24 protein-coding genes and 1 pseudogene are annotated in these 24,783 nt (G+C 67.5%); 15 read left to right on the top strand and 10 right to left on the bottom strand.

Annotated elements, in window-relative coordinates; genetic code table 11:
* Window positions 1-183: 183 nt before the first annotated feature.
* Window positions 184-2,085 carry an alkyl/aryl-sulfatase gene (locus LGI35_RS01165; protein WP_227291716.1) on the top strand — a complete coding sequence of 634 codons (1,902 nt, stop codon included), beginning with the start codon at window positions 184-186 and terminating at the stop codon, window positions 2,083-2,085.
* 287 nt (window positions 2,086-2,372) lie between these two features.
* On the opposite strand, the gene LGI35_RS01160 is transcribed toward LGI35_RS01165, so the two are convergent.
* Complete coding sequence (locus LGI35_RS01160; protein ID WP_227291715.1) at window positions 2,373-2,753, bottom strand: hypothetical protein; 381 nt, start codon at window positions 2,751-2,753, stop codon at window positions 2,373-2,375.
* A gap of 78 nt (window positions 2,754-2,831) precedes the next feature.
* On the opposite strand from LGI35_RS01160, the gene LGI35_RS01155 reads away from it, so the two are divergent.
* Complete coding sequence (locus tag LGI35_RS01155; protein ID WP_227291714.1) at window positions 2,832-3,524, top strand: alpha/beta hydrolase family protein; 693 nt, start codon at window positions 2,832-2,834, stop codon at window positions 3,522-3,524.
* Window positions 3,525-3,616: 92 nt separating this feature from the next.
* On the opposite strand, the pseudogene tnpA reads toward LGI35_RS01155, so the two are convergent.
* Window positions 3,617-4,021: pseudogene (tnpA, locus tag LGI35_RS01150) on the bottom strand (IS200/IS605 family transposase); the annotation flags it as partial.
* 26 nt (window positions 4,022-4,047) lie between these two features.
* Here tnpA and LGI35_RS01145 point away from each other — a divergent pair.
* Window positions 4,048-5,367, top strand: a complete 1,320-nt coding sequence (locus LGI35_RS01145; protein ID WP_227291712.1) for an RNA-guided endonuclease InsQ/TnpB family protein — start codon at window positions 4,048-4,050, stop codon at window positions 5,365-5,367.
* Window positions 5,368-5,623: 256 nt separating this feature from the next.
* Here LGI35_RS01145 and LGI35_RS01140 read toward each other — a convergent pair whose 3' ends face one another.
* From LGI35_RS01140 to LGI35_RS01130, 3 genes are all read right to left on the bottom strand, one after another.
* Window positions 5,624-5,929, bottom strand: a complete 306-nt coding sequence (locus LGI35_RS01140; protein ID WP_227291711.1) for an NUDIX domain-containing protein — start codon at window positions 5,927-5,929, stop codon at window positions 5,624-5,626.
* A 229-nt stretch (window positions 5,930-6,158) separates the two neighbouring features.
* Window positions 6,159-6,839, bottom strand: a complete 681-nt coding sequence (locus LGI35_RS01135) for an HAD family hydrolase (RefSeq protein ID WP_390955872.1) — start codon at window positions 6,837-6,839, stop codon at window positions 6,159-6,161.
* A 128-nt stretch (window positions 6,840-6,967) separates the two neighbouring features.
* Window positions 6,968-7,785, bottom strand: a protein-coding gene (locus LGI35_RS01130) for an IS5 family transposase (RefSeq protein ID WP_227300162.1) whose coding sequence is annotated in 2 segments (ribosomal slippage) — window positions 6,968-7,446 and window positions 7,446-7,785 — 819 coding nt in all. Because the reading frame shifts where the segments join, the coding sequence is not laid out codon by codon here.
* A gap of 314 nt (window positions 7,786-8,099) precedes the next feature.
* Here LGI35_RS01130 and LGI35_RS01125 point away from each other — a divergent pair.
* Window positions 8,100-8,936 (top strand): RNA-binding protein, encoded by an 837-nt coding sequence (locus tag LGI35_RS01125; RefSeq protein WP_227291710.1) that lies wholly within the window; start codon window positions 8,100-8,102, stop codon window positions 8,934-8,936.
* Window positions 8,937-9,504: 568 nt separating this feature from the next.
* Window positions 9,505-9,927 (top strand): hypothetical protein, encoded by a 423-nt coding sequence (locus LGI35_RS01120; RefSeq protein WP_227291709.1) that lies wholly within the window; start codon window positions 9,505-9,507, stop codon window positions 9,925-9,927.
* Here the strand turns inward: LGI35_RS01120 and LGI35_RS01115 are convergent.
* Window positions 9,924-11,138 (bottom strand): IS110 family RNA-guided transposase, encoded by a 1,215-nt coding sequence (locus LGI35_RS01115; protein WP_423835667.1) that lies wholly within the window; start codon window positions 11,136-11,138, stop codon window positions 9,924-9,926. The two genes, LGI35_RS01120 and LGI35_RS01115, sit on opposite strands and share 4 nt — an antisense overlap.
* 280 nt (window positions 11,139-11,418) lie before the next feature.
* Window positions 11,419-12,987 (bottom strand): MFS transporter, encoded by a 1,569-nt coding sequence (locus tag LGI35_RS01110; RefSeq protein WP_227291708.1) that lies wholly within the window; start codon window positions 12,985-12,987, stop codon window positions 11,419-11,421.
* 89 nt (window positions 12,988-13,076) lie between these two features.
* Between LGI35_RS01110 and LGI35_RS01105 the strand changes: the two genes are divergently transcribed.
* The 6 genes from LGI35_RS01105 (at window position 13,077) to LGI35_RS01080 (ending at window position 20,774) form a co-directional block, all read left to right on the top strand.
* Window positions 13,077-13,979: a LysR family transcriptional regulator gene (locus tag LGI35_RS01105; RefSeq protein WP_227291707.1), complete on the top strand. Its 903-nt coding sequence runs from the start codon at window positions 13,077-13,079 to the stop codon at window positions 13,977-13,979.
* Window positions 13,980-14,254: 275 nt separating this feature from the next.
* On the top strand, window positions 14,255-15,151 hold the full coding sequence (locus LGI35_RS01100) for an alpha/beta fold hydrolase (RefSeq protein ID WP_227291706.1): 897 nt from the start codon (window positions 14,255-14,257) through the stop codon (window positions 15,149-15,151).
* A gap of 446 nt (window positions 15,152-15,597) precedes the next feature.
* The gene (locus LGI35_RS01095) at window positions 15,598-16,362 is read left to right on the top strand and encodes a transposase family protein (protein WP_227291705.1); all 765 of its coding nucleotides are present in this window, start codon (window positions 15,598-15,600) and stop codon (window positions 16,360-16,362) included.
* A 100-nt stretch (window positions 16,363-16,462) separates the two neighbouring features.
* The gene (locus LGI35_RS01090) at window positions 16,463-16,624 is read left to right on the top strand and encodes a hypothetical protein (protein ID WP_227291704.1); all 162 of its coding nucleotides are present in this window, start codon (window positions 16,463-16,465) and stop codon (window positions 16,622-16,624) included.
* Between the two features lie 1,037 nt (window positions 16,625-17,661).
* Window positions 17,662-20,202: a DnaB-like helicase C-terminal domain-containing protein gene (locus tag LGI35_RS01085; RefSeq protein WP_227291703.1), complete on the top strand. Its 2,541-nt coding sequence runs from the start codon at window positions 17,662-17,664 to the stop codon at window positions 20,200-20,202.
* Window positions 20,202-20,774 carry a hypothetical protein gene (locus LGI35_RS01080; protein WP_227291702.1) on the top strand — a complete coding sequence of 191 codons (573 nt, stop codon included), beginning with the start codon at window positions 20,202-20,204 and terminating at the stop codon, window positions 20,772-20,774. Before LGI35_RS01085 ends, LGI35_RS01080 begins: the two co-directional genes overlap by 1 nt.
* A gap of 103 nt (window positions 20,775-20,877) precedes the next feature.
* Here the strand turns inward: LGI35_RS01080 and LGI35_RS01075 are convergent, their stop codons facing one another.
* Window positions 20,878-21,126, bottom strand: coding sequence for a hypothetical protein (locus LGI35_RS01075; RefSeq protein ID WP_227291701.1), 249 nt, complete (start codon window positions 21,124-21,126; stop codon window positions 20,878-20,880).
* A 177-nt stretch (window positions 21,127-21,303) separates the two neighbouring features.
* Between LGI35_RS01075 and LGI35_RS01070 the strand changes: the two genes are divergently transcribed.
* Window positions 21,304-21,810 carry a hypothetical protein gene (locus LGI35_RS01070; RefSeq protein WP_227291700.1) on the top strand — a complete coding sequence of 169 codons (507 nt, stop codon included), beginning with the start codon at window positions 21,304-21,306 and terminating at the stop codon, window positions 21,808-21,810.
* Between the two features lie 133 nt (window positions 21,811-21,943).
* Here LGI35_RS01070 and LGI35_RS01065 read toward each other — a convergent pair whose 3' ends face one another.
* Complete coding sequence (locus tag LGI35_RS01065; RefSeq protein WP_227291699.1) at window positions 21,944-22,627, bottom strand: HNH endonuclease family protein; 684 nt, start codon at window positions 22,625-22,627, stop codon at window positions 21,944-21,946.
* A gap of 131 nt (window positions 22,628-22,758) precedes the next feature.
* Between LGI35_RS01065 and LGI35_RS46320 the strand changes: the two genes are divergently transcribed.
* From LGI35_RS46320 to LGI35_RS01055, 3 genes are all read left to right on the top strand, one after another.
* A complete protein-coding gene (locus LGI35_RS46320; RefSeq protein ID WP_341483491.1) occupies window positions 22,759-22,938 on the top strand; it encodes a restriction endonuclease fold toxin-2 domain-containing protein in 180 nt (59 codons plus the stop codon).
* A 14-nt stretch (window positions 22,939-22,952) separates the two neighbouring features.
* Window positions 22,953-23,408 carry a hypothetical protein gene (locus LGI35_RS01060; protein ID WP_227291698.1) on the top strand — a complete coding sequence of 152 codons (456 nt, stop codon included), beginning with the start codon at window positions 22,953-22,955 and terminating at the stop codon, window positions 23,406-23,408.
* A gap of 72 nt (window positions 23,409-23,480) precedes the next feature.
* Window positions 23,481-23,681: a hypothetical protein gene (locus LGI35_RS01055; RefSeq protein ID WP_227291697.1), complete on the top strand. Its 201-nt coding sequence runs from the start codon at window positions 23,481-23,483 to the stop codon at window positions 23,679-23,681.
* Window positions 23,682-23,902: 221 nt separating this feature from the next.
* Here the strand turns inward: LGI35_RS01055 and LGI35_RS01050 are convergent, their stop codons facing one another.
* Window positions 23,903-24,424 (bottom strand): hypothetical protein, encoded by a 522-nt coding sequence (locus tag LGI35_RS01050; protein ID WP_227291696.1) that lies wholly within the window; start codon window positions 24,422-24,424, stop codon window positions 23,903-23,905.
* Between the last annotated feature and the right edge of the window lie 359 nt (window positions 24,425-24,783).

The following is a 24,783-nucleotide window of genomic DNA, read 5'->3' as shown; positions in this document are numbered from 1 at the left end:
GGAGGAGCCAGGTAGCACGGTCACGGAGTGATCAAACCTGCCTCACAACTTCATCCCGCGCCCCACGATCGCCGTGTGCCCAGCCTCTTCGAGCGCCGCCCCAAGCCGCAAAGACACCACACCCCAAGGTCTAGGTTCTTTGTCGGTGAGTCGGAGTGCGGAGGCTAGAGCCTTATGTCCAATATGAGTGTCATGTCTCCAGCGACCAAGCCTGTCTCCTCGACCGTCGCCATCCAGAACAAGGCCCTGTTGAACAGCCTGCCGTTCTCCGACACCCAGGACTTCCAGGACGCGACACGCGGCCTGCTCGGGAAGCGGATCCCGAACGCCATCACCAACGCTGCGGGGACGGTGATCTGGGACAACGACACCTACGATTTCCTCCAGGGCGACGCGCCGGACAGCGTGAACCCAAGCTTGTGGCGCCAGTCGATGCTCAATGCGATCCAGGGCCTGTTCGAGGTCGTGCCCGGTATCTACCAGGTGCGCGGGTTCGACCTGTCGAACGTGACGTTCATCGAGGGCGAGACAGGGGTCTTGGTGCTGGACCCGCTGGTGACGCAGGAGACCGCGGCGGCCGCGCTCGCGCTGTATCGCGAGCACCGCGGCGACCGGCCCGTCACCGGCGTGCTCTACACCCACCCGCACGTGGACCACTTCGGCGGTGTCCGCGGGGTCACGACACAGGAAGACGTGGACGCCGGCCGTGTCCCCATCATTGCCCCGGCGCAGTTCACGGAGCACGCCGTGTCGGAGAACGTCTACGCCGGAACCGCGATGTCCCGACGCTCGGCGTACATGTTCGGGGCTGCGTTGGCTCGCAGCCCGCAAGGTGCGCTCGGAACCGGTCTGGCACAGACCGTCGCGACCGGCAACATCACGCTCATCGCCCCGACGCTGGAGATCACCCAGACCGGCCAGACCGAGACGGTCGACGGCGTCCGGATGATCTTCCAGATGGCGCCCGGCACCGAGGCACCAGCCGAGTTCCTGGTCTACTTCCCCGAGCACAAGGCACTGTGCGCCGCCGAAGACGCGACCCACACGCTGCACAACCTCCTGACGCTACGCGGTGCACTGGTGCGCGATCCGCACGCCTGGTCCCACTACCTCACCGAGACCATCGATCTCTTCGGTGACCAGGCGGAGGCCGTCTTTGCGTCCCACCACTGGCCTACCTGGGGCAACGAGCGCGTCGTGAAATTCCTGTCCGAGCAACGCGACCTGTACGCCTATCTGCACGACCAGTGCCTGCGGCTGATCAACAAGGGTTGGACCGGCATCGAGATCGCGGAGGAGCTGAAGCTCCCGCCCGCTCTCGAGCACGCCTGGCACGCCCGCGGCTACTACGGCTCGGTGAGCCACAACCTCAAGGCGATCTACCAGCGGTACATGGGCTGGTACGACGGCAACCCCGCGCACCTGTGGCAGCATCCGCCCGTCGAGCAGGGCAGGCGGTACGTCGAGCTCGGCGGTGGCGCGGACGTCGTCGTGGACAAGGCTCGCGCCGCGTTCGACGAGGGCGACTTCCGCTGGACCGCGGAACTCCTCAGCCACGTCGTGTTCGCCCAGCCCGACCACGCGGCGGCACGCGAGCTGCTGGCCGATACCTTCGAGCAGCTCGGCTACGGCGCGGAGAACGGCGTGTGGCGCAACATCTACCTGTCGGGCGCGACCGAGCTACGCGAGGGGAAGTTCGGCACACCGACCGTCTCGGCGTCTGCGGACGTCATCTCGGCCCTCACTACCGAGATGCTCTTCGACACCATCGCCATCCAGGTCAATGGCCCCCAGGCGTGGGACGAGAAGCTGACCATCGACATCATTGTGACCGACGCGAACAAGCAGTACCGCCTGCGGCTGGCCAACGGCGCGCTCACCTACAGCGCCGCGCCCCAGAGCGGTGACGCGGACGTCACGCTCACGACGACAGCCCGCACGCTCCCGGCCCTGGCGACGGGAGAACTCACGGCCGACGCTCTCGCAAAGGCGGGCATCGAGATCGCCGGCGACGCCTCGGCCCTCTTCCGCCTCACGGCTGTCCTCGACCCGGGCGACCCGGACTTCTCCATCGTCACCCCCTGACCAGAGCTTGAGCCATCTGCGTAGTCGAGTAGCCCGGAAACACATCTGGATGACATCGATCTCGTACTCGACGTACTGGATGGCGAGGACCGTCCCCCGCCCATACAACGCGCCGTCAGGCGCCAGGCAACCCATTCCTGGACTCCGGGAACGGGGAGGTTATCCGGCATCCAGACGCGAAGCGGGGGCGTTCGCCGTGCCCCGGCCCGCCGGCCGTGGTGGCCGGTCGCCGGCAGGGCTTGCGTATGCAGGAGCCGGGAGCGGCAACTGCCGGCCGCGCTTGATCGTCATATGCCGGGTCCCGGGCTCTGACTGCCCGCTCCAGTGTTGTCGGTTCCGGTCTCGGTCGGCGGTGCTTCGACGGGGAAGAGGATCGGGCTGATCAGGTACTGCGTGCGGTCGGGCGATGGCTCGTTGGCCAAGTGGGGAGCGATTGCCTCCCGCATCCCGCCGATCATCCCGTGCAGTTCTTCAGGGCTGAGCCAGACGGCATGCTGCCGGTAGCCGACCTGGTCGGCTACCGGGTCGGCCGTGCCACGGCCGAGATACGAGGTGAATTCTGCAGTCAGGACCGCCAGAGCGGCAGCGAATGCGCTGCGATGGTCGTCGAGCGACAGTGAATTGGCCGTTGCTGTCCCTATGCCGAGCCCGGCCGCTTCAGCGAGCACGAGGTCACCGTCGGCACCGGCCCCTTCGCGGTGTCAGGCACGGTGAGCGTCCCCCGCGGTCAGGCTCCCGGCCCCGGCGTGGTGCTGCTCGCCGGTGGTGGACCGTTCGACCGCGACGAGACCAGCGGGCCGAACAAACCGCTCAAGGACCTGGCCTGGGGGCTCGCCAGCCGCGGGACGACGGCGCTGCGCTTTGACAAGGCGACATTCGCCCACCGCGATGTTGCCGCGGCATCGGACCTGACGATGACGCAGGAATACGTGCCGCATGCCGTCGACGCGGTCGGCCTGCTTCGTAGCCATCGCTCGGTGGACCCCGAGCGGGTCTTCGTCCTCGGCCACAGCATGGGCGGCAAGGTCGCCCCCGCCGTCGCCGTCGCCGCACCCACGGTGGCGGGCCTGGTGATCACGGCCGGTGACACGCAGCCGATGCACCACGCTGCTGTCCGCGTCGTCAGCTACCTCGCCAACGTGCTCCCCGACCAGGTCCCGCCCGCGGTCATCGAAACCTTTCAGCGGCAGGCCGCCCTGGTCGACAGCGTGGACCTCACGCCCTCGACCCCCGCAGCGGAGCTGCCGTTCGGCCTGTCCGCGCCGTACTGGCTCGAACTGTGTGACTACGACCCGGTCGCAATCGCGGCCGGACTCAGCAAGCCGATACTCATCCTCCAAGGAGGACGCGACTACCAGGTCACCGTCGCCAACGACCTGGTGCGATGGCGGACGGGCCTGGCCGGCCGCCCGGAAGCCGATATCCGTGTCTACCTTTGATCTTGGCCAGTGTTCCGCCGTTTACGGCGGGGGTGAAGGCCATCTCAGGGCTGCTGTGACCCGCACGTTCGCACGGGTCCGCAGTGTTGTCCTCAGCCGGTGGGGCGCTGCTGGTTTTCGATGTACTGCTTGACGACGGTCAGCGGTGCGCCGCCGCAGGATCCGGCGAAGTAGGAGCCGGACCAGAAGTGTCCGCCCCACAGGTAGCGGCGGACGTGGCTGTCGTATTCCTGGCGAAGCCTGCGGGAGCTGACGCCCTTGAGGGAGTTGACCAGTTTGGAGAGCTGGACCTTGGGCGGATAGTGCACGAGCAGATGCACATGGTCCTGATCGCCGTTGAACTGCTTGAGTTCGGCCTCGAAGTCGGTGCAGACGTCGCGCATGATCTCCTCGGTGCGCGTCAGCATGGCGTCGGTGAATGCCTTACGCCGATACTTGGTGACGAATACCAAGTGGACGTGAAGGTTATAGACGACGTGACGGCCGGTGCGTACGTCAGGATTTGGGTTCCAGGGTGATGGTCATGGGTGAACTCGTGTGGGAGAAGCGGCAGTTCGGGCACCGCGCCCGGCTGGCGCTGACGCCCGCACAGGTCCGGCTCATGGATGACCAGGCGCACGCGGCACGCGCGATGTGGAATCAGCTCCACGACCTGTGGCAGATGACGCCGAAGTGTCAGCGCGCTCTGACGCGCATGGATCAGGCGTTGCGGCAGGCCCGCAAGGAGATCGACTGGTACGCGGTGCTGCCCGCGCAGGCCGCGCAGGCGGTACTCAAGACGTACTTCCAGGCGTGGCGGAACTGCTGGGACGGGCGTGCGGACGAGCCGAACTTCAAGGCCCGCTTCCGCACGGCATTGTCGGTGGACATCCCGCAGGGCCGGGACTTGCAGATCAAGCGAGTACACCGACGGTGGGGCATGGTCAACATCCCCAAGGTGGGCCGTGTCCGGTTCCGCTGGACCAAGGATCTCCCCGTCGGCAAGCTCGCCAACAAGGAGAACCGGATCACCGGGGCACGGCTGGTCAAAGACGGGCTCGGCTGGCACATCGCCTTCCGTATCCAGACCCTTGAGCTCAAGCCGGAGCCCCACCAGGGTCCCGAGGTCGGTATCGACGCCGGGGTGAACCTGCCGCTTGCGCTGTCCGACGGCAACCACCAGGACCACGACCGGCCGCCCCGGCTCCCGGACGGCACCGCCGACCGGGACAAGTGGCTGAACCCGGATGAGAAGGCCAAACTGCTCCGCCTGGAACAGCGCGCCGCGCACCGCAAGAGCTTCCGCAAGCCGAAAGAGCGCAGCTCCAACCGGCTGCACGTCACCTACGACCAGATCAAGCAGCTCCGCGCAAGAGCCACGCGCCGAGCAATCGACTGGCAGCACAAGTCCACCACCGCCATCGCCAACCAGTACGGCACGGTCGTGGTAGAGCAGTTGCAGATCACGAACATGGTCAAGTCCGCCAAGGGAACCATCGAGAACCCGGGGAAGAACGTCGCGCAGAAGTCCGGCCTGAACCGTTCCATCAGCCAGGAGGCGTGGGGCCGCACCGTGACACTGCTGACGTACAAAACCGCCCGAAACGGCGGAACACTGGTCAAGGTACCCGCCCCGAACACCTCCCAGCGCTGCTCCGCGTGCGGATTCATCACGCCCGGCAGCCGCGAAGACCAGGCCACGTTCGTATGCAAGAACCCGGACTGCGGATGGTCGGCGAATGCCGACTGGAACGCGGCCCGGAACGTCTTGCACCTGTACCGGATCGGCCTCGTGGCGATCCCGGCTGCCGGGAGGGCAGTCGTCAGGCGCACCCGTGGCGTCAAGCCCGCTGCCGCAAGGTAAGCAGGAATCTCCTTCCTGAGCCTGCGAAGGGAGGAGAGCACTTCAAGAAGCCGACAACCACCTGTTCTTCCCCGGCGCAGGACCATCCACCCCCGCCGAATACGGTATTCCGCAGCATGTCGACCCCGCCGTCATCGGCGACATCGCCCATTGGCTCAGCCGCGGCCAGAAATGAGCGTTCGCGCCGACTGTGAACCAGCGGCCGGCATTCCCCTGGCGGGGGCACCAGCACGAGCGTCTCGTTCTTGCCCCGGTTTCAGTAGAGCCAAGTAGTTCCTGGCGCGACATCTCCGGTCAGGTAGCCGACGATCGGTTCCCGCTGGGTTGCGCTATCCAACCTGCCGAGCAGCTTCAGAGCGTCGGGAAGCGGGAAGAAGGCAGCCTGGTTGATGTCGTCGTCCTGTGGCGCGATGGTCCCCGACCATTCGTCGATCTCAAAGGCAGCGGCCAGCGCCGAAGGGTAGGGCTCGGAGTTGATGTGCATGAGGAATGTGGTCCGTACCGGGTCGCCCACCAGCAGCCCGGTCTCCTCCTTGAGCTCGCGCCGCAGGGCTTCGTGCATGAGCTGGCCGTCCTCGACCCCGCCGCCGGGAAGTTACCAGAGAATCTCCCCGTCGGCGCCGAGGCTCCCGCACACGAGCAGAACCTCGCTGCACCTCCGGACGATGCCAATGACCAGTTGCACCCGGGGTTTTGGGGCCTTCGAACCTTCCACCGTCATCGGCAGACCGTACGTGATGGACAGCTCTCTGTAGAAAGAGCTGACGAAGAGACGGCCATGCAGGACTGTGTCAGAAGAGGTCCAGTAGTTCCGTCAAGGACGCGATGGACGGCACATCGGATGTCATCGAGTTGCGACAGATGGCGCGTCCTGCGTATCCGAGTGTGATCGCGGCGGCGACCAGGCTCGGATCGTCGTCGACGAAGAGGCATTGTGCGGGGGCGAGATTGAGCGCGGTGCTGGCGCGGTGGTACATGCGCGGGTCCGGCTTGTCGCAGCCTAGTTCGGCGGAGATCGCATACGCCTCGAAGAACTGGCCGATCCCGAGTCCGGCGTGGAGCTTGGGCAGATCGGGCCAGGCGTCCGAGACCACCGCCATCCGCACGCCCCGCCGGCTCAGCTCTTTGAGAGTTCCCATGACCTCGGGGTACGTCTCCAGGACCGTGGCAGGCGGGACCTCACGACGCAGGTCGGCGAGGAGCTGCAAGGTTGGTGCGACGCCGAGGTCACGAAGCATCACCCGGTGGTAGTCGTCATAGTCGGGTGTCGAGGCCGAGGCGGCGAAGAATTGGTCGCCCGTGATGATGGCCGCCGCGAACTGTTCCGGCGTGATGGAGGGGGAGTGGGAGAGGACGGTCTGCTCGAAGTCGGCTCGTGGGTTCCACCGACCGCCGATCGGCTGCATCAGCACGCCGCCTGAGTCGAAGAGAACAGCACGGAGATCTTTAGGGGAGGAGAGTCGTGACGTCACCCACCCAGTCTGGTGATCGGACGCCCCACCGGCCGCCGAAACTGTGCCCATTGGCATATGCCGCAAGTTGAGTTGCCTGCACTCACTCGAGACGTCATGCAAATAGCCGTCTCAGTTAAGACGTTGTCCTACATGGTGAGTTTGAGGAGCCGTTTGTAGCAGCAGAGGGCTGCGGCGAGGCCGAGAAAGGCCAGGTAGTTGGCGGGTTGGCGCTCGTAACGGGGGCTGAGTCTGCGGTAGCCCGACAGCCACGACATCGTCCGCTCGATCACCCACCTGCGGCGCCCTAATCGTTCGCTGGACTCGACACCCTTGCGGGCGATGCGGACCCCGATGTGCTTGCCCCAGAGCCATCGCCGCAGGTGAGGGATGTCGTAGGCCTTGTCTGCGTGAAGGCGTTGTGGCTTGAAGTAGCGTCCGCGGTAGGGGTCATGTCTCGTTTGGTGACCCTCGACCATGGGTTTCAACGCGAGGCTGTCGTGGACGTTGGCGGCGGAGAGACCGACGATGATGGGCAGTCCGTTCGCGTCCGACAGGATGTGCATCTTGGAACCCGGCTTGCCCCGGTCCACGGGGCTCGGACCTGCGTGTTCGCCCCCTTTTTTGCCCGCACGTGCGCGGAGTCCAGCACGACACGGGAGACATCGACGAGGCCGGCATCGTCCAGCCGGTGCACAACCGCCTCGTGCAGTCGACCCCACACACCGGCTCTCGACCAGATCATGAACCGCCGGTGCACTGTCGACTTCGACACCCCAAAACAGGGCGGCAACGCCCGCCAGGCGCAACCGCTGACCAGTACGTAGATGATCGCGGCGAACAGCGTCTCATCAGGCGTGTTCTGCTTTCCGCCACCCTGCGGCCGCACCCGATCCGCCGGAATCAACGGCCTGGCGATCTCCCACAGCCCGTCCGGAACAATCCAACTCCACGTCCCCTGACCCATGTTGAGGAGCACTACCCAGCCTCACCATGTAGGACACGGTCTAAGTTCGGGCACTGCAGGTCAGGGGATCGCCCTGTCCGGGCTTATCTGAGACAGGACAGGAAGCCCGGACTGTGAGAGCGGCGGACCACCCGGTAGACGGTTGTCACGAACTACGCTGACACTCCTTCTCGCCGGCCCAGGGAGCAGAGTGCCGCCGTCCTTCGCCCACCAGATAACCAAGTACGACCCCGCCGACCGCGACGAGCGCGGGCACTACAACGGCGCCGAAGACACGGTGAGCGACCACGGGCCGGCCGGTCGAAGTAGCCTACTTGGAGGCGATCGTCGCCTTTGCGCAGGACTCGGGCATTGACCGGCTGGAGATCCGCGAGCCCGAGGTCACCGGCTTCGTCAACTTCGGCCTGGAGGCACCGGTTGACGGACACGGCCTCGGTGGACTGTTCCCGCCGGACCTGACCGGCTACTACGACGGGGCCGAGGTCTCAGTGCCGGTCGCGCTGGAGCTGGTCCGGGCCATGCTCCGCGACCAGGGCGCCTGGTGCAGGCTGGAGTGGGGTGACACGTTCACCGTGCACGTCGGGTGGGACCAGTACGTGTACGTCGGCAGCGACCAGCCTTGCGAAGCAGCCGTCGCCCGGACCCGCGAGCTCGGCCTGTTCGCGGAACCGATCACGGCCTCGCCCTACGCCGCAGACCTTGAGGAGCCAGAGGTGACACAGGCTGCGGACGAGGACTTTTGGGAACGAGTACGCGCAGAACTTGCCACACCGCAGACGCTACTCCTGGAAGAGGCCTACCTCCGCAACGCCACCCGCTGGCACCGCCTCACCGAGGACAACCTCGACACCGTTCGCTCCGCGCTCGGCCCACGCACGCTCCTGACCGTCTGGCCCGACCTCGACCTCACCCCTGATGTCGACGCGATCCTTGCCGCACTGCCCGAGGACGAATCCGTGGACTTCGTCTGGGAGGCACCGGACGGAACGATCCGCCACGTGACCGTCGACGAGACCGACCACCAACAGCTGACCACTTTGGTGGCGGGCGCGAGGGCGGCCTGCGCCCTGCCTCTGGCCCTCGACGAACGCCACCCGCTGTTCCAGGTCGCGCTGCCTGACAGAGACGGCGTGCTGCGCGCCAGGTGGTGATCTGGTTCCTGGTTCTCCATGTCCCGTCTACGCGATCGGCAGGCATTCCCCAACGCTGCTGGCCGGCCCCGGGAATGAACCATCATCGTGCCTTGCCCTGCCCAGGAAGGGCTGGTGCCCAGCGACCTGGAGGTACGCATCGACGGCATCCCGGCACGACGCCGGCTGCGCAATGACGAACCCGTCGAGCAGATCATCGCGGCCCTGCGAATGCTGCGGGGGATCTGACCCGGCAGGAGGAGAGTCAGGGCGGCTCCTCGTCGTCAACGGAAGCCTTGGCGGCTCCGGCCGCGTGGAAAGCACGGGTACGAATGGGAAGTTCACCTACTGGAGAGGCCGGACTCAGGAGAAGGGCCAGCGGGGCGGCCGAGTCCGCCAGCACCCAGTTCCTCATTGAGCCTTTTCCATCATCGGCCTGAGCTGGTCAGACGCAGGGCGGCGGAAACCCGCGTCTTGCCCTGAATCGCGGCGCGCCCCCGGCCTGGCGACGGCCGGCCGGGGGGGGGTGCCCCTATGTCTTTGGTCAAGGTGGATGGGTGCCAGTTCGGATGTCTGGAACGATGTGCCTGTGCATGCTGATGATCAGGTTGGCGAGGGTGTCTCTGCGGGCCTCGCGGCGTTTCTCCGGAACACTGCCGACGACCGTCCGGTGAAGATCGTTCCTTCCGTCTGCGGCGGGTGCGGCGGGCGCGTGTTCTCCGTGCTTGTTGATGATGCCGAGGGCGGAGCCGAGCGGGTATGTGCTGGTTGCGGCGGCCGAGCGTTCATCGCGGATAGCGAGGAGTTCTGGGAGGACGCGGATCCCGGCGAGGCTGGCTGCCCGTGCGGGAGCGAGGAGTTCGAGACGGCAGTCGCGTTCTTGCTCGCCGGCGACGGATCGGTCCGCTGGGTGACCGTTGGGCTACGGTGCCAAAAGGACGGCGCCGCCGGGATCTATGCCGACTGGAAGATCGACTACGGCCCCACGGACCACCTCCTGACCATGGTCTAGGTCTGCGGAGCGACCGCCCGAACAGGCTGGGGTTCGTAAAAGGTTCCGTCACGGAGCATCGCGAACAGAACGTCGGCCCGACGTCGGGCGAGGCAGAGTAGTGCCTGGGTGTGGTGCTTGCCCTGGCTGATCTTCTTGTCGTAGTAGGCCCTTGAGGTCGGGTCGCCCAGGGCGGCGAACGCGGAGAGGAAGAAGGCCCGTTTGAGCTGCTTGTTTCCCCTCCGGGATGGCTGTTCGCCTCGGATCGATGACCCGGAACTGCGGGTTGCCGGGGCGAGACCGGCGTAGGCGGCGAGGTGGCCGGCGGTCGGGAAGGTGCTGCCGTCACCGACCTCGATCAGGATCCGGGCTCCGGTCCTGACGCCGATGCCCGGCATCGAGGTCAGGACCTTCGAAAGAGGGTGGTCCTCCAGGAGTTCCTCGATCCGCCCGGCCAGCAGTCTCCGCTGATCAAGGACGGCGGCCAGGGATCCGGCGAGGCTCGGGACGATCAGCGCGGCTGCCTCGGTGCCCGCAACGACGACGGTCTGTTCGTCCAGGGCCGTGAAGATGTCCTCAACCAGCCGCTCGGCCATCCTCGGTGCCTTCGGCCGCAGCAGGGTGACCAGCCGCCGCCTGCCGGCTTTGCGTATCTGGGCCGGGGACCCGAACCGTTCCAGCAGCGTGAGGACGGCCGGGTGCTGCAACCGTGGCCCCAGCACCCGCTCCAGCGACGGATGGATCTGGGTCAGCAGGCCGTGCAGTCGGTTCGCGACGCGGGTCGCTTCGCCGGCAAGGTCGTCGTCGAACCCGACGATCATCTCCAGCTCGGCGATGGTCTCGTCCTCGCCGTCGATGGCCCGCAGCGTGTGCGGTATCGCGCGGGCGGCGTCCGCGATGATGAACGCGTCCCTCGCGTCCGTCTTGGCCTCGCCCGGGTAGAGGTCGGCGATCCGCCGCATCGTCAGCCCTGGAAGGTAGGCGACCGGGCAGCCCATGTCCCGGGCCACGGCCAGCGGCAGGGCGCCGATCGAGGCCGGCTGGTCGACCACGACCAGCACCGTTCCGTGCTTGGCCTGGAGTTTCGCGAAGAGCTCGCGGAGCTTGGGTTCGGTGTTGGGCAGCCGCCTGTCGAACGCCTTCTTCCCGGCCGGTGTGACGGCGGTGGCGTGGTGTTCGCCCTTGCCGACGTCCAGGCCGAGGAAGACGTCGATGTCGCCGGTGTCGATCACGTGCAGGCCCCTCCATCACGCTTTCGTCCGGCCTTGCCTCGGCACCGAGCTGCCACACCCACGTTACGGAGAGCTTTTCCGGCCCGGGTAAAGCCGGCGCTCAAGCCCCTCATCAGCGGTCCGTCGATGCCTCCGGACCCGGTGACACCACCCCCCGGATCATCAACTGCAACAAGGGGGGGAAGTCATGCCGGACCCGAAGGCCGGAGGCCCCATTGCGGAGCCACGAAAAAAGTAACGGGGGGGGGCGACGCTGCCCGGCCGGCCCCCGTCGGTCCTGTCACCTCTCGTCGAGCTGCGCCGCGGTCCGCGCATTGGGCGTTCCGTCGGGGCCGGGCTGCCGGCGCTGGGGTTCGACGCGGCGGGGTGTCGAGCCGAGCTGGAGCGCGACGATGATCGTGGCGAGGACCGCGAGAGCGGTCGCGATGAGGAACGACAGGCGGTAGCCGTCCACCGGGGAGCCGCTGTGGCCGGTGGTGGCCGCGGCGGCGGTGGCGAGGACCGCAAGGCCGACCGCGGCGCCGGTCTGCTGGCTGGTAGTGAACAGCGCCCCGGCCAGCCCCTGGTCGCTGGCCCGGACACCGTTGGTGATCGCGATCGAGGCGGTCGGCAGGGCGAGCCCGACCCCTGCCGCGGTCAGCACCATGCCGGGCAGTACGGCCGCCGGGTAGCCAGCCCCGGCGGTGATCTGGGCGAGCCACAGCTGCCCGGCGCCCATGCAGGCCAGCCCGGCGAGCAGCAGAGCCTTGACGCTGAACCGGGCCGTCAGCCAGCGTGTGCCGAAGGTGGAGACCAGCACGACGGTGCCAGTCGACGGGACCAGTGCCAGTCCGGTCGTCACCGGGCTGAATTCCAGCACCCTCTGCAGGTAGAGCGACGCGAAGTAGACGTAGCCGGCCAGGATGGCGCCGATCAGCAGCATGGCAGCGATCGCGGCCCGCCGGGCTGGCTCCGCCAGGATCGGCAGGGGCAGCATCGGGGCCGCCGACCGCTTTTCGGCGACCACGAAGCCCGTGGTCAGCAGCACCGCGAGGGCGAGAGCGACGAGGGTGGTGGGCGTGGTGAAGTCGTGCTGCTGCCCGCTGCTGAGGCCGAAGATCAGCGCCGCAATGCCCGTGGTCACCAGCAGTGCCCCGCGCACGTCGAGGCTGCCGCCGCCGGACCGCTTCCCGGTCGGCAGGCGCGGGACCAGCGCGAGGATGACGGCGATGACCGGCAGGTTGATCAGGAAGACAGCCCGCCAGCCGAAGTACTGGGTGAGCAGCCCGCCCGCCACGATCCCGGCGGTCGCGCCCGCCGCCGTGGTGGCCTGCCAGATCGCCAGCGCCCGGTGGCGCGCTGCCCCTTCCGCGCTGGTCGTCGTCAGCAGCGACAGCGCGGCCGGGGAGACCATCGCCCCGGCCGCGCCCTGCACGATCCGGGCGGCAATCAGCATGATCGGCCACTGCGCCAGACCGCAGGCCAGCGACGCGATCCCGAACAGGGCCAGGCCGACGGTCAGCACCTGCCGTCGGCCGAGCAGGTCCGCCAGGCGGCCGCCCGCCAGCAGCAGCGACCCGAAGGACAGCGCGTAACCGGTGACGATCCACTGCAACTGCGCTGCGGGCAAGTCCAGCTCCCTCTGAACCGACGGCAGCGCCACGTTGACGATGCTGAAGTCCAGTTGCAGCACGAACTGGGCGGCGCAGATCAGTGCGACGACGAACGCGGCCCGCTGCGATCCGCTTCCGGCGGGCTGAGGCACGTCGTGCTTCGCCGAGTGGTCCGGCATGGTGAATCCCCTGTCCTTGATGGTGTTCCTTACCGCTTCGTCGGTGTCAACCACGCAGGTCGGAACGTCGATGGCCATCCGGCGGCAGCGTGCGGAGATAGGCTGCATCTGTCCGACAGATGGAACTGTCCGGATGCACTGCAACGCAGGCCTGGAGGCGGCGGCCGATGGAACTCCGACAGCTACGGCACTTTCTGGCGCTGGTCGATGAGCGCAGCGTCACCCGCGCCGCAAAGCGAGAGCTCATCGTGCAGTCGGGCCTGTCGAACTCGCTCCAGGCCCTCGAACGCGAACTCGGCACGCCCCTCTATGTCCGCGGGACCCGGCCGGTCCGGCTCACCGCGGCCGGCGAAGCCCTGGTCGGCCCGGCACGCCGGACCGTGATCAGCGCCGCGCAGGCGGAAGAGGCCGTGCACCACACCCGTGACGTGCTCATCGGCACCCTGCGTCTGGGCGTCGGGCTGTCCGCCCAGCATCTGGTGCCGTTCGCCTCCTACCTCGGCGAGTTCACCCGCGATCACCCCGGTATCGACCTGCGCCTCCAGTACGGGCCCGCGCTGACGATGATCTCGATGATCGGGACCGGAGAGGTGGACTGTGTGATCGGACCCGCGGTCGACCGGGTCCCCGGCATCCGGATGACCGGCCTCGCGCGGGAGCCCCTGCGCCTCGTCTGCCGTGCCGATCACCGCCTGGCGGAGCGGTCCGACATCACCATCGGGGAACTGGCCGACGAGCGGTTCGTCGAGGTGCCGCCGCAGTGGACGGCCCGCCTGCTCAGTGACGCCGCGTTCGCCACCGAGGGGATCCAGCGCCGGGTCGTCTGTGAGGTCGGCGACTGGGAACTGTTCCTCGAACTGGTCGGCGCGGGCGTCGGCATCGGCTTCGCTCCGACCGGCCTGCAGTACCCGGTGCTGACCGCCCCGGACAGCGTCCTGCGGTTCGTCGAGGTCGAGGGCGTGCGTCTGGAGCGGCACATCCACCTGATGCTGCCCCCGGCGGGCGAGACCAGCCCGGCAGCGGCGCGGTTCGCCGATCATCTGCTGCGTGTCCGCTCGGCGGGCGGCTGACCCGCCGCCCGTCGGCGACCGCGGCCCTGCCGATCGGGAGCGGCGCGGCTGCGGAGGCGCCCGCGCTGCCACCATCTGATCGTCAGATGGACTCCATCTGGGGAAAGCACGACGCATGCGACATCAGCGGCGATGGAGGCACGGTTGCATGGGGGTGAAGCTTTCACGCCGACCGCGGACACCGGCTGGACGGCGGCGAAGAAACGCCGCTCCGGACGATCCGCCACACGGTCTGCGCCTGCACAGCCCATGAGAAGAGGAAGGAGGTCACTGAGGTGAACCTCACTGACCACGCCGGAGTCCGGCTCACACACGGCAAGCCCAAAGTCAACGGTGTGGAGATCCACTACGCGATCGGCGGCACCGGCGAGCCGGTGTTCCTGGTGCACGGCGTGCCGAAGACCATGGCCTACTGGCGTCACGTTGTACCGCTGCTGACCCCGCACTACACCGTCATCGTGCTCGACAACCGGGGTGCCGGCGGCTCCCAGCGCCCCCTGTGCGGCTACGACACCTCCACGATGGCCGCCGACGTCGCCGCACTCGCCACCCACCTCGGCTTCGACCGGTTCCGCGTCGCCGGCGAAGACTGGGGCGCGGCCATCGCCTATGCCGTCGCCGCCTTCCACCGGCCCCGGGTGCGGCAACTGGTCTTCCAGGAAACGCTCCTGCCGGGACTTCCGGTCGGCCCGGGAATGCCGGGCGGCGGCCCCGACCCCTCGCTCGCCCCCGACGACGGCCGCACCGGCTGGCACTTCAGCTTCTTCAGCCTGCCGCACATCCCCGAACTGCTGCTGGCCGGACGGGAACGGCCCTTCTGGACGTACTACGCCCGCCGCCAGATGTGGGACCCCAGCGCGCTGGCCGAGGAAGACGTCAACGAGATCGTGCACTCGGCCGAGCAGCCGGGCGGCACCAGGGCCATCCTGGAGATGTACCGCGCCCGGCAGACCGACGCCGAACAGAACCGCCCGCATTACGCCGACCCGCTCAGCTGCCCGGTCCTGGCCGTCGGAGCCGAGGAATACCTCGGGGACGCGGTAGCACAGCAGATGGCGCAAGTGGCCGACGACGTCCACGGCGTCGTCATCCCCGCGGCCGGTCACAACGTCGCGCTGGAGAACCCGACCGCTCTGGCCCAGGCCTACCTCGACTTCTTCGCAGCCGGCTGAGGTCCGGCACCGTCCCGTGCGGCGACGTCCGGACATGAGCAGGCCGAAGGTGGCGTAACGAGAGGGCCGGGCGCGGCGCCGCACGGACGTTCCCCGGCGTCACCGCGGCCTGCAGTGTCGCCGCACCCGGTGAGGCGGCCCGGCGTCACGGGGATTCGTGACTGGAGACCGTGCTCCGCAGAACGTTAGACATGAGGCGTCCACTCAGTCAGCCTTCCCAACCTGCCTACTTTGTCTCGGAGTTGCCCTGACACAAGGGCGAAGCCCCTGGTAGACCGGTTGTCGACCAAGAGAACCGTGTCCACCAGAGGCTTCGCATGCTTGACCGGTTTCCAACTTGGCTGACTGGCGGGCCAGTTGGAGGCGTGCGGGTGGCGTCCGGGAAGGGGTGAAGCTCCTGGTAGATGGGTTGTCGACCAAAAGCAACCTGTCCGCCCGGAGCTCACGTGCTTGACTACCCATCGGGGATCGATCTGTCCACCTCGACCCTGCGGTACCTCTCCCGCCTGCTGGCCACCCGACGCCGGGAGCGGGGCACGCGGTGGCGCCGGCTCCCCGCGGACCGGCAGGCCCTGCTGGTCCTGGCCCATCTGCGGTGCGGGCACACCTACGCCCAGCTCGCGGCCGGGTTCGGTGTCGGGATCGCCACCGTCTACCGCTACGTCACCGAGGCGGTGGAGGTCCTGGCCGCCGTCGCCCCCGACCTTGCCACGGCCGCCCGCACCGCCGCACGCAAGGCGTTCGTCATCCTCGACGGCACCCTGCTGCCCATCGACCGCATCGCCGCCGACCGCCCGTACTTCTCCGGGAAGCACAAGAAGCACGGCATGAACGTGCAGGTCATCACCGACCCGTTTGGGCGCCTGCTGTGGGCCTCACCCGCCTTGCCCGGCGCGGTCCACGACATCAAAGCCGCCCGCACCCACGGCATCATCGACGCCCTGGCCGAGGCCGACGTCCGGTGCTGGGCGGACAAGGGGTACCAGGGCGCCGGCGGCACCGTGCGTGTCCCCTACCGCGGCCGTTGGGAGAAGCTCTCCGCAGGCCAAAAAACCGTCAACGTCACCCACGCCAAGATCCGCGCGGTCGGCGAGCAGGCGATGGCCACCCTGAAGTCCTGGCGGCTGCTGCGCAAGCTCCGCTGCAGCACCACCCGCGTCACTGACCTGGTCAAGGCCGTACTCGCGCTTCACCTGGCAACGTCAAGCTGAAGTTGGAAGAGCCTCATTCTCGTTAGGGAACCCTGACGATATTTATACCGTCAAGAGACCCTGACGGCCTTCCGGTCGCAGTCGAGTCGAGGAGCGACGTATGGGCTGGTCGCACGCGGACGAGACCCACGAGGCATTCGTCGTTGCGGTGCTCTCCGGCGGGGAGGACGCACCCCACGACACCTTCGAGGAATCGAAAGAGACCTGGGAGCGACGCGTGAACTGGGCGTGGTCCTTCAAGTACGACGGAGGTGAAGGGTGACGAGGCACCCAAGGGACCCGGGCTGTCTGTGCATGCGGCTGGCGTGGACCTCGTCGCCCCGTGGACTTCGACGACCCCGAGGCTTGCGATGAAGGGCTGCAACAAGAGTGGGTCCGATATGCCGAGGTCAGCTTGTCCCGCACGCTGCGAGCAGCTCCGACGATTGCTCGATGAAGTGGAGGACACGGTCGCGGCGCTCAGTGCCCCCCTGCGGCCGGGCGGTGCACCCGACGAGCAACGCCCCCTGCTCGCCGCCTATGTGGCCACTCGGCTCAAGAACAGTGCCGAGGGATGGCAGAAGGAGGCCGTGCGCGCAGCCGGGGCGGCGGACTGCTCTTGGGACGACATCGCACAGGCGCTCAGGACGAGCACAGCAGTCTGCACACGAGAGGTTCCGAAGGTACGTGCCTGACGAGCAGCAGAAGCAGGAGCCGCCAGTGCAGAGCTGACCTGGCTCGGCGAGATGCCATCACGCGCCGGACGAGGCGGGAGGACGAGGGAAGGTCGGGCTCGAAGGGCCCCGCTCTTCCCTCGTCTCCCATCCACTGACGACCCGGAAGTCTCAGCGCAGGTGCCGACAGGTGCGCCTGATGTCCTGTGCCTGATGTCCGACTGCCGCGGCGAGCTCCTCGACGGGGTGCTCCAGCGCCTTACCGAGTCGTCGGGCCGGCGCGGGACCTCGTGGGCGGCCGGTATGGCCATTTGGGCAAGACCCATTGCGCGGTCGGGTGCCTCGCGTCCAGCGGCGCGTCCGAAGTGCCGGACCAGAGTCGAAGGCAGGGAGCTGAGGCCGCGACGGGCGGGGTGTGATCGACTGCGGGCGGCGTGAGTGGAAGGCCGGGACCGGTGCTGATGGTCCTGGCCTTCGACGTGTGCCTACCTATGCCTGATACTTCGGGCTGCCGTGTTCGCGGCGGTTAACTCACACTGTAACCCGTCGCTAATGAGTGAGAAGTTCAAAAATCGGTGTGACTTTGAGTCTGCAATTGTCTGAACTTTGCTACCCTGGTGTCGAGTTGATAGGCCTGGGAGGGTGAGTGAATCAGCCGGTGCACGAAGAGGGCGCGATGAACGCGACCGCGGCACGCAACGCCCTCTATGCCTTGGCCAAGCGCGCCCAGGAAGACGGGCGCACGACCCGGATCTGCAAGGGTCAGAGGAAGCAGGAATGCGTCCTGCTGGCGCCGCTCGACCGGCTTCCGGCGGCGCGGAAGGCCGACGCATTCCCGTCCCACGCACTGAGCGCCGCACAGAAAGACTTCGGCGACCTCATCACGCTGGCAGCTCAGGGCCAGCCGCAGGTGCTCCGACGGGGCAACACACCGGTCGCGGTGCTGCTCCCTGCCGACACTCCGTCAGGTACCCCCTCGTCCGACACGACCGCGCACGCTGGCGCGGTGCCCGCAGGAGGTGCGGTGAACAGCCCACAAAACCAGGACAGCCCAGCGCCCCGCAGGCTCGCCACGCTGGGCGATGCCATCGGCGCCGCGCTCAGCTCCGGCCCCGCCGGCGGCCCCACGTTCGGGCTGCCCGGCCTGGATGCCGCAACGGGCGGTCTGCAGCCGGGCCTGCTGACACTCGTCGCAGCACCCCCAGCCGGCGGCGGAAGTCTGTTGGGGCTGTCGGCCGCCAGGAAGACCGCGCTCATCGACAGCCGCAAGGTCCTGTATGCGGCGTCGGGGCCGAGCCGAGCCGACATCTTCCGCAGGATCCTCGCCGCCGAGACCGGCGGCGACTACCCGCGCCTCAAGCAGGGCCGCCTCACCGAGCACGAGCAGCAATTCGCCGAACAGCTCCGCCAGAAAGCCTCCGTGCTGCTCATCGACGACGGCAGTGACCTGACCGCTGAGGCGATCGCGGAGACCGCCCCTCATGTCGAGGACCTGGCCCTCGTGGTCGTGGACCGCCTCCAGGCCGCCCACAACGCCCGGCTTCCCCTGTCCGGTGACCGTCTCCCGGACGCCTCCCAGGTTCTGGCCTCCCTTGCTCGCAGCCTGCACGTGCCGGTACTCGCTATCGTGGACAGCGCCGATCCCACACTTCTGGGGCTCCTGGACGCCGACGTCACGCTGACGCTCGCACCGACCGAGGACTCCTCCAAGGTTCAGGTGACAGTCTCGGAGCGGGACTTCGGCGCGATCGGCTCCGCGTACCTGACCCCCGATCTGCTGCACGCCCGCTTCCTCGACGCCGGTATGGCCCCCGCCGCCCGCACGGCCGCGGAAGAACCCGCGAAGCGTCTGGGCAGCGCCACGGAACGGGAGTTGGCCGAAGCAGCCCTTCCCTACACGTCCGGCGCCCGGCAAGGGCTGCCAGCCTCCGTCACGCGCGTACTGGCCGCGCTGCGTGCCGCGCTGGCAAGCGCCGACCAGGAAGCCCTGGCCGACCTCGGGCCTGAGCTGGCCGAGACAGCTTCGACGGCGCAGCAGCTGCCGGACGACGCCGACGGACGTCGACTCGCCGACGCGCTGAAGGCCTACAACACCGCTGTGTCCGATCGGACCACCGGGGAGCCCGCCGTCGCCCAGCCCGCCATCGACAACGAACCCGTTCCGGACGGCGAAGACGACGCCGAAGCAGAAGTGGAGCTTCAACCGGGGGACGAGGAAGACGAGCCGGAGAGCGCGCCCTTCCCTGCGCTGAAGCTTCTCAAGGAGGCGGTCGCCCGCTCGAAGATGCATCCGATCAAGGTCATCCGCCTCGAGGAACGGGAGAGCGCTCCATGGCCACTGATCAGTGAGCGCATGGACGGCGAGCCGCGCTGGGTCCACCCCGACGCCACCAGCACACGGGTGCCCTACACCCGGGAGAAGGACGGAAAGCGCGTCCGGCGAGATCAACTCGTAGTGCCGTCCGACGTGTTCGGTGAGGGGGTGCTGTGCCTGATCGACCGCAACGGCTCCTACCCGTCGGCGTGTTCGGGCGTTCCGCTCGCCCCGAACAAGCTGGTGCACACCGGTCCCCTCGAGGCTTTCGACAAGACCCATGCCGGCATCTACCTCATCGACATCCCGGAATGGCCGCGCACGGACATGCCGCACCCGCTGGGGCGGATCATCGACCGGCCCGACGAACAGGGCCACGTGTGGGTCACCACCCCGCACATCAAGCTGCTTCTGCGGCTCGTCCGCGAAGGCCACCTCGCCGCGATGCCGACCATCCACGACTCCTGGACGGGGAAGTACAACGAGTCCCTGTTCAAGCCCTTCTACGAAGCAGCCAAGGAAGCACGTACCGAGCTCGTGCAGGTTGGCGGCGACCCGTACAAGGCGTACAAGACGCGGCTGTCCATCGCGCTGCGCCTGCTGTGGCCCAAGCGCCAGGAACAGCGCTCCCCGTTCTGGCGGCCGGACTGGCGCATGAGCATGGTCGCCGAGGCCTCAGTCCGCCACTGGGTCGGCGCCTTCAAGGCCGTCCAGGAGGGCCACAAACTGATCGCATTGCGCAACGTCGACGCAGCCGTCTTCTGGACACTCCCCGGCACCCCGCCCGCCACATACCGGATCGGGACCGGATTCGGCGAGGTCAAGGCCAAGTTCATCGAACCCGGCCAAATGATTCCCGAGGGTGACGACTGATGGCCGGCCCCACCGGCCATGGAGAGTCCCTGGGCGCCGCACTCAACGACCTCCTGCGCGCCCAGGTCACCCCCCGCCACAGGCTGTCGTCCTACAACGCCAAGCACTGGCACGCCCAGCTCTCCCAGCTCACCGGAACCCACCGCGGTTACCAGGCACTGGACGAAGCCGGGCTCGACGTGACCGTCAAGACGCTTCTCAACTGGCTGTCCGACCCGGAATACAACGTCCGCCGCAGCTACCGCGACCTCATCCACACCGCCTACGAGAACGTCGCCATCGTCCCCGCCGACCCGATCCCCGCCCACATCAAGAGTGGCGATTTCGAGATCAGCGGCTATGTCACCACCGGCCGTGACCGGCGCGAGCGCGGAACACGAGAAGCCGCGCCCCTGCGGATCGACGGCCGACAGGGCGACTGGAACGACATCGAGGCGCTCTGGATGGCCGGCGAGCTCACCGACGACGAGATGGAGGACCACTTCATCGACGACGTCATCGAACTGGACATCGGTGGAGGCTCCGACGGATGGGAGTTCGACGGAACCAGCTACTCCGTCGAGCTCAGGTAAGAACCCCACAGGGAAACCGCGTATGAGCACCAGCCCTGAAGAGCCCGCCTTACCGCTCATCACCGTGCACGCAAAGGCAGCCGCAAGCGGACAGCGCCGTGTGTCAGATCTCCTTGAAACCACGGGCGCAAGGCCGCAGGAGATACAGCACCTCCTGGCGGTGATCAAGGCCGGGGTCCTGGAAGGCGCCCACGTCGACGTATCCGCGCTGGGCACATAAGCGCCCGCCGGCAGGAGCGCCGACTTCGGTGAAGGCTGGCTCGCTGCCGTCCAGACGGCCGCAAGCCAGCTCACCCACGTCGCTGACCGCCCTTGGCCCCGGCGGCGCCAGGCCGCTGAGTGCGGCTGGCAAGGCTGATGAGGCTCCTTGAAATTCCCCACCCTGTGCGCGGGGACGGGCCAGACCTACTCACCCTGATTCCCCACCTGCGTGTGCTGGCCTGTGGCGGGCTGTCGGGCAGGATTCGCCCCTGTCAGCCAGCCAGATTCCGCGTGACGGTCCGGCCTGGTACACGGTAAAACCCGACGTGTGACCGTCTTCTACTGCGCCAAGTGCGGGACCGCGCTCACCGGGGACCTGGTGGCGCTCCCGATTGTTCCGGACGTCGATGACCCAGATCAGGGCCGGGACAAGAAGACCGGTCGGGCTCGCTCCACCGTCCCCCGCGGACGCTACGCCGTCGACCCCGACCCGTGGGGCGCCCCGTTCGTCATCGCCGCTGCATCCCGCCGCCGCGCCCGCAGCGGCGGGCGCGAGCTGCTGCGAGCCGGCACTGGGGCCACGGTGTCAGCCGGATGGCGTGACAGTTTCATCGTCCACCCAGACGACGTTCTGCCACACCTCGAACCCTTCACACTCGGGGACAACTGGCTCGGGTGCTGCGGTCCCACCGGCGCGCACGGCCCCAACCTGGCCTGCTTCTGCGGCTCTCGCCTGGCCACCTGGGCCGCCGACTGCATAGGCCCCAATGAACTCCACCTCGACCGCGTCCGTATCTACGCCTGGCATCAGGGCGGACCAGCAGACGGCCATTGACGAAGGTGCGCCCCCACCGTCCCCGGGCGGCCTGCCCCCCTCACGGTCAAACGATCAATGAAGTGGGGGCCGAAGATCGAGCCTGGGGATTTTCATGAATCGCCATCAGGGGCTTTGTCGGTTGGTGATGCCGTTATCGCGCGAGGGTGACGTGTACTGGGGCGTTGGGGCAGTGGGTCAAGCCCTCCGAGAGTGCGGCTCGCTCAGCGGGGTCAATGGCGAGCTGCCAGCGCACCTTCACGACGATCCAGTCCCGCGCGTAGTCGCAGTGGTCGCTTGCCGCGGGCGGCATCCAGGTCGACGGGTCTTGATCGGCCTTGCTGCGGTTCGACTTCGCGGACACGGCGATCAGTGCGCGGTCATCGCCGAGGTCGTTGGCGTAGGCCTGGCGTTCGGCCGCGGTCCAGTTGGAGGCGCCGGAGTCCCAGGCTTCGGCGAGCGGGACGCGGTGGTCTACGTCGAGGCCGCTCGCGCCGTCGATGTATAGGTCGTCGTACTCGGAGTACCAGCGCCCGCCGGTGAGCTTGCAGTTCGGTCGCTGCTCGGGGGTCATGAATGCTTCGGCCTTGAGAACTTCGGCGCGGGTGTTGCAGCCGTCTTTGTCGGCGTCGATCCAGTGCTTGAAGCTGGTGCGCTGGTAGCCAGTACGGTCCTCGTCCGCGATGGGCAGGGCCTTCAACGCGTACTGGAGCGGGGTGGTGATGATGTCGCCGGGGCTGCCGAACGGCCCGGGCGCGGCCTGGGCTGTGGTGGCGGTCGGGATGGCGAGCGCGGCGATGGCGGTGAGCAGGGCGGCAGTGCGGGCGAAGGTGCGCACGAAGCTCCTCGAAGATCAAGAACGGGTCAGGTCCTTCGTAGCGGGATGCTGGCCGCCGAGTCGATGCCACGACGGGGCTATTCACTCGCGAGTGGGGATAGTCAGCCCGTCATACAGCCGCAAGCTGCGTGATGCTGCGGGTGAAACCAGTCCCGGTTGAGGCGTGGCGAAGAGCCGCCGCTCTCGCCGATCCACGCGATGACGAGATTCGCGGATTTGAGATCATCACCAATGACAAGCCTGCCGCCCCCTACAGGCAGAGCATGATGGCCATGAGCGGGGTCAACGGCAACGCACGATACGTACCGTAGGACACCAACCCCTCATGAGCGACGAAGCAGCGCGCCGCGTCACGTTCAGTTTCGCTGCGCCCGTGGACAACGCTGCCGCCTGGAACCTCGACCTCGACGTTTTCGCCAATGGTTTGCTCCAGGCCTTCCCTGGAGCCTCGGCAACCCGCGAGGGCGAACTCGGCCCCCACCCGTCCGACGCTCTGCGGATCGAGATTCCCTTGGGCGGTGGCGCATGGCTCGAGGGGCTCGTGACGATGCCGTACCCGAAGGTCGGTTCCGTTTTGGCTCTGACGGCGTCTGCCGCGGAGGCCGCCGTCCTTGCCCGATGGATTCGTGACTTCTACGCACCATCGCCTGATCTCGTCTACTTCACAAGCGATTTGGCGCTAGACCAAGGGGCCACTGATTACGGCCAGATTCCCTCCTCCGGTGACACACAGGCAATTGCATGCGTCTTGCAGGAACACATCGACGACATGGATGAGTAAGGGTCACTGCGTTCCCTCAGGCTGAACAGCGGGCCTCCGTAACCTCTTCAATAACGTGCCGTTGACCCGTTCATGGATGATCTCGCGCTCGACTGTTCTACCGACTTCGCGGTGCCCGAGCCGCCGGCCGCCCTACTCCCCCTGCTGACGGTGGGGGAGGCGCAGGACGTGCTGGAGATCCTGGCGGCGGTCGCGAACCACACCCCTGCTAATGCTGAGCTGGCCCGCACCTTGCTCATGAACCTGGCCGCCCGGGTTCCGTCACGGGACTAAGCACCGTCGGGCTCTTCGCCCGGAGCGAGGAGTTGAAGGAAGTTGGGCAAGTGAGTCTGGTCGTCGTGCACGCCGTCGCGGCCGCCCTCTCCGACAGGGGCTCCTTTGGCTGGCTGAGATTCGTGAGCGTAGTGACGCGTCGGGCACCTGCTGTCGAGTTCAGGGTCGACGGCTTGATCACGCCACTCGCCGCTCCGTGAGGGCTGTGGTGTGGGCGGGTGCTAGCTGCAGCCGCTGGAGGGGCTGGTCTGGCGCTTGAGGCCCCAGGCGGCAACCAGCTCGTCCCAGTCGTCCCGGCGAGGCTCGTTGTCGCCGATCTTGTTCAGGACCGGCCCCGGCTTCACCTGCCAACGGTGGCCCGATCCGTCCCGGAACTGGAGCACGACCAGTGCGTCAGTGCGAACCTGCGACTGGTGGTCACCAAACAAGAACCAGTCCTGCGTGCATGAGTGCACCTCGCCGAACTGAACTTGTTGGACGCTCACGCCGCCCACCTCAAGCCGAACGGTCACATCCACTATGCGGATCGACTGCTGGTTCTCCACCATCACTCCGGCGGTCGCAGCCCCGGAACTCAACAAGTACACATTGACCTTCATCGCCTCCCGTTCCTCGTCGCTGGCCCGTTGCGTCTGATCGCGATGCAGAGCGATGACGGAAAGAACGACCGCGCACAGCACTCCCAAACTGTTGATCCACTCGTGTATAACGCTCGATCTGCCGTCCTTGCCAGAGGAGTTCATGTCCAGGAATGTGCACGGGAGCGGCTGTGATCACTCCTCGAGGGACAGCCGGCTGGCCATGTGTCTGCCAACTCCCGCACCGCCACCGACAGGTCACGCTTGACGCGGGCGTAGTGCTGCAGCAGCGCCATCGCGGCCCGCACCTCAGGTCGCCGAGTTCATCGAGAGTCCGGGTGAACTTCTCCGTATCGACCGCCCGCTGTCGAGGAGTTGTGAGGATGAGCCGTGCGAGGTCGTGCAGCTGGTGCGCGGCACGGTAGTAGGTGACCTGGAGGTCGGTGAGGCGGCGCACCGCGTACCCGCCGCACTTGCTGCACGGGTCGAACTCCTTGCTGCCCAGCCGCTCTTCAATGGTCTCG

The sequence above is a fragment of the Streptomyces longhuiensis genome (genome assembly GCF_020616555.1).
GTDB classification, from domain to species: Bacteria; Actinomycetota; Actinomycetes; order Streptomycetales; family Streptomycetaceae; genus Streptomyces; species Streptomyces longhuiensis.
This window is presented reverse-complemented; position numbering and strand designations above follow the sequence as displayed.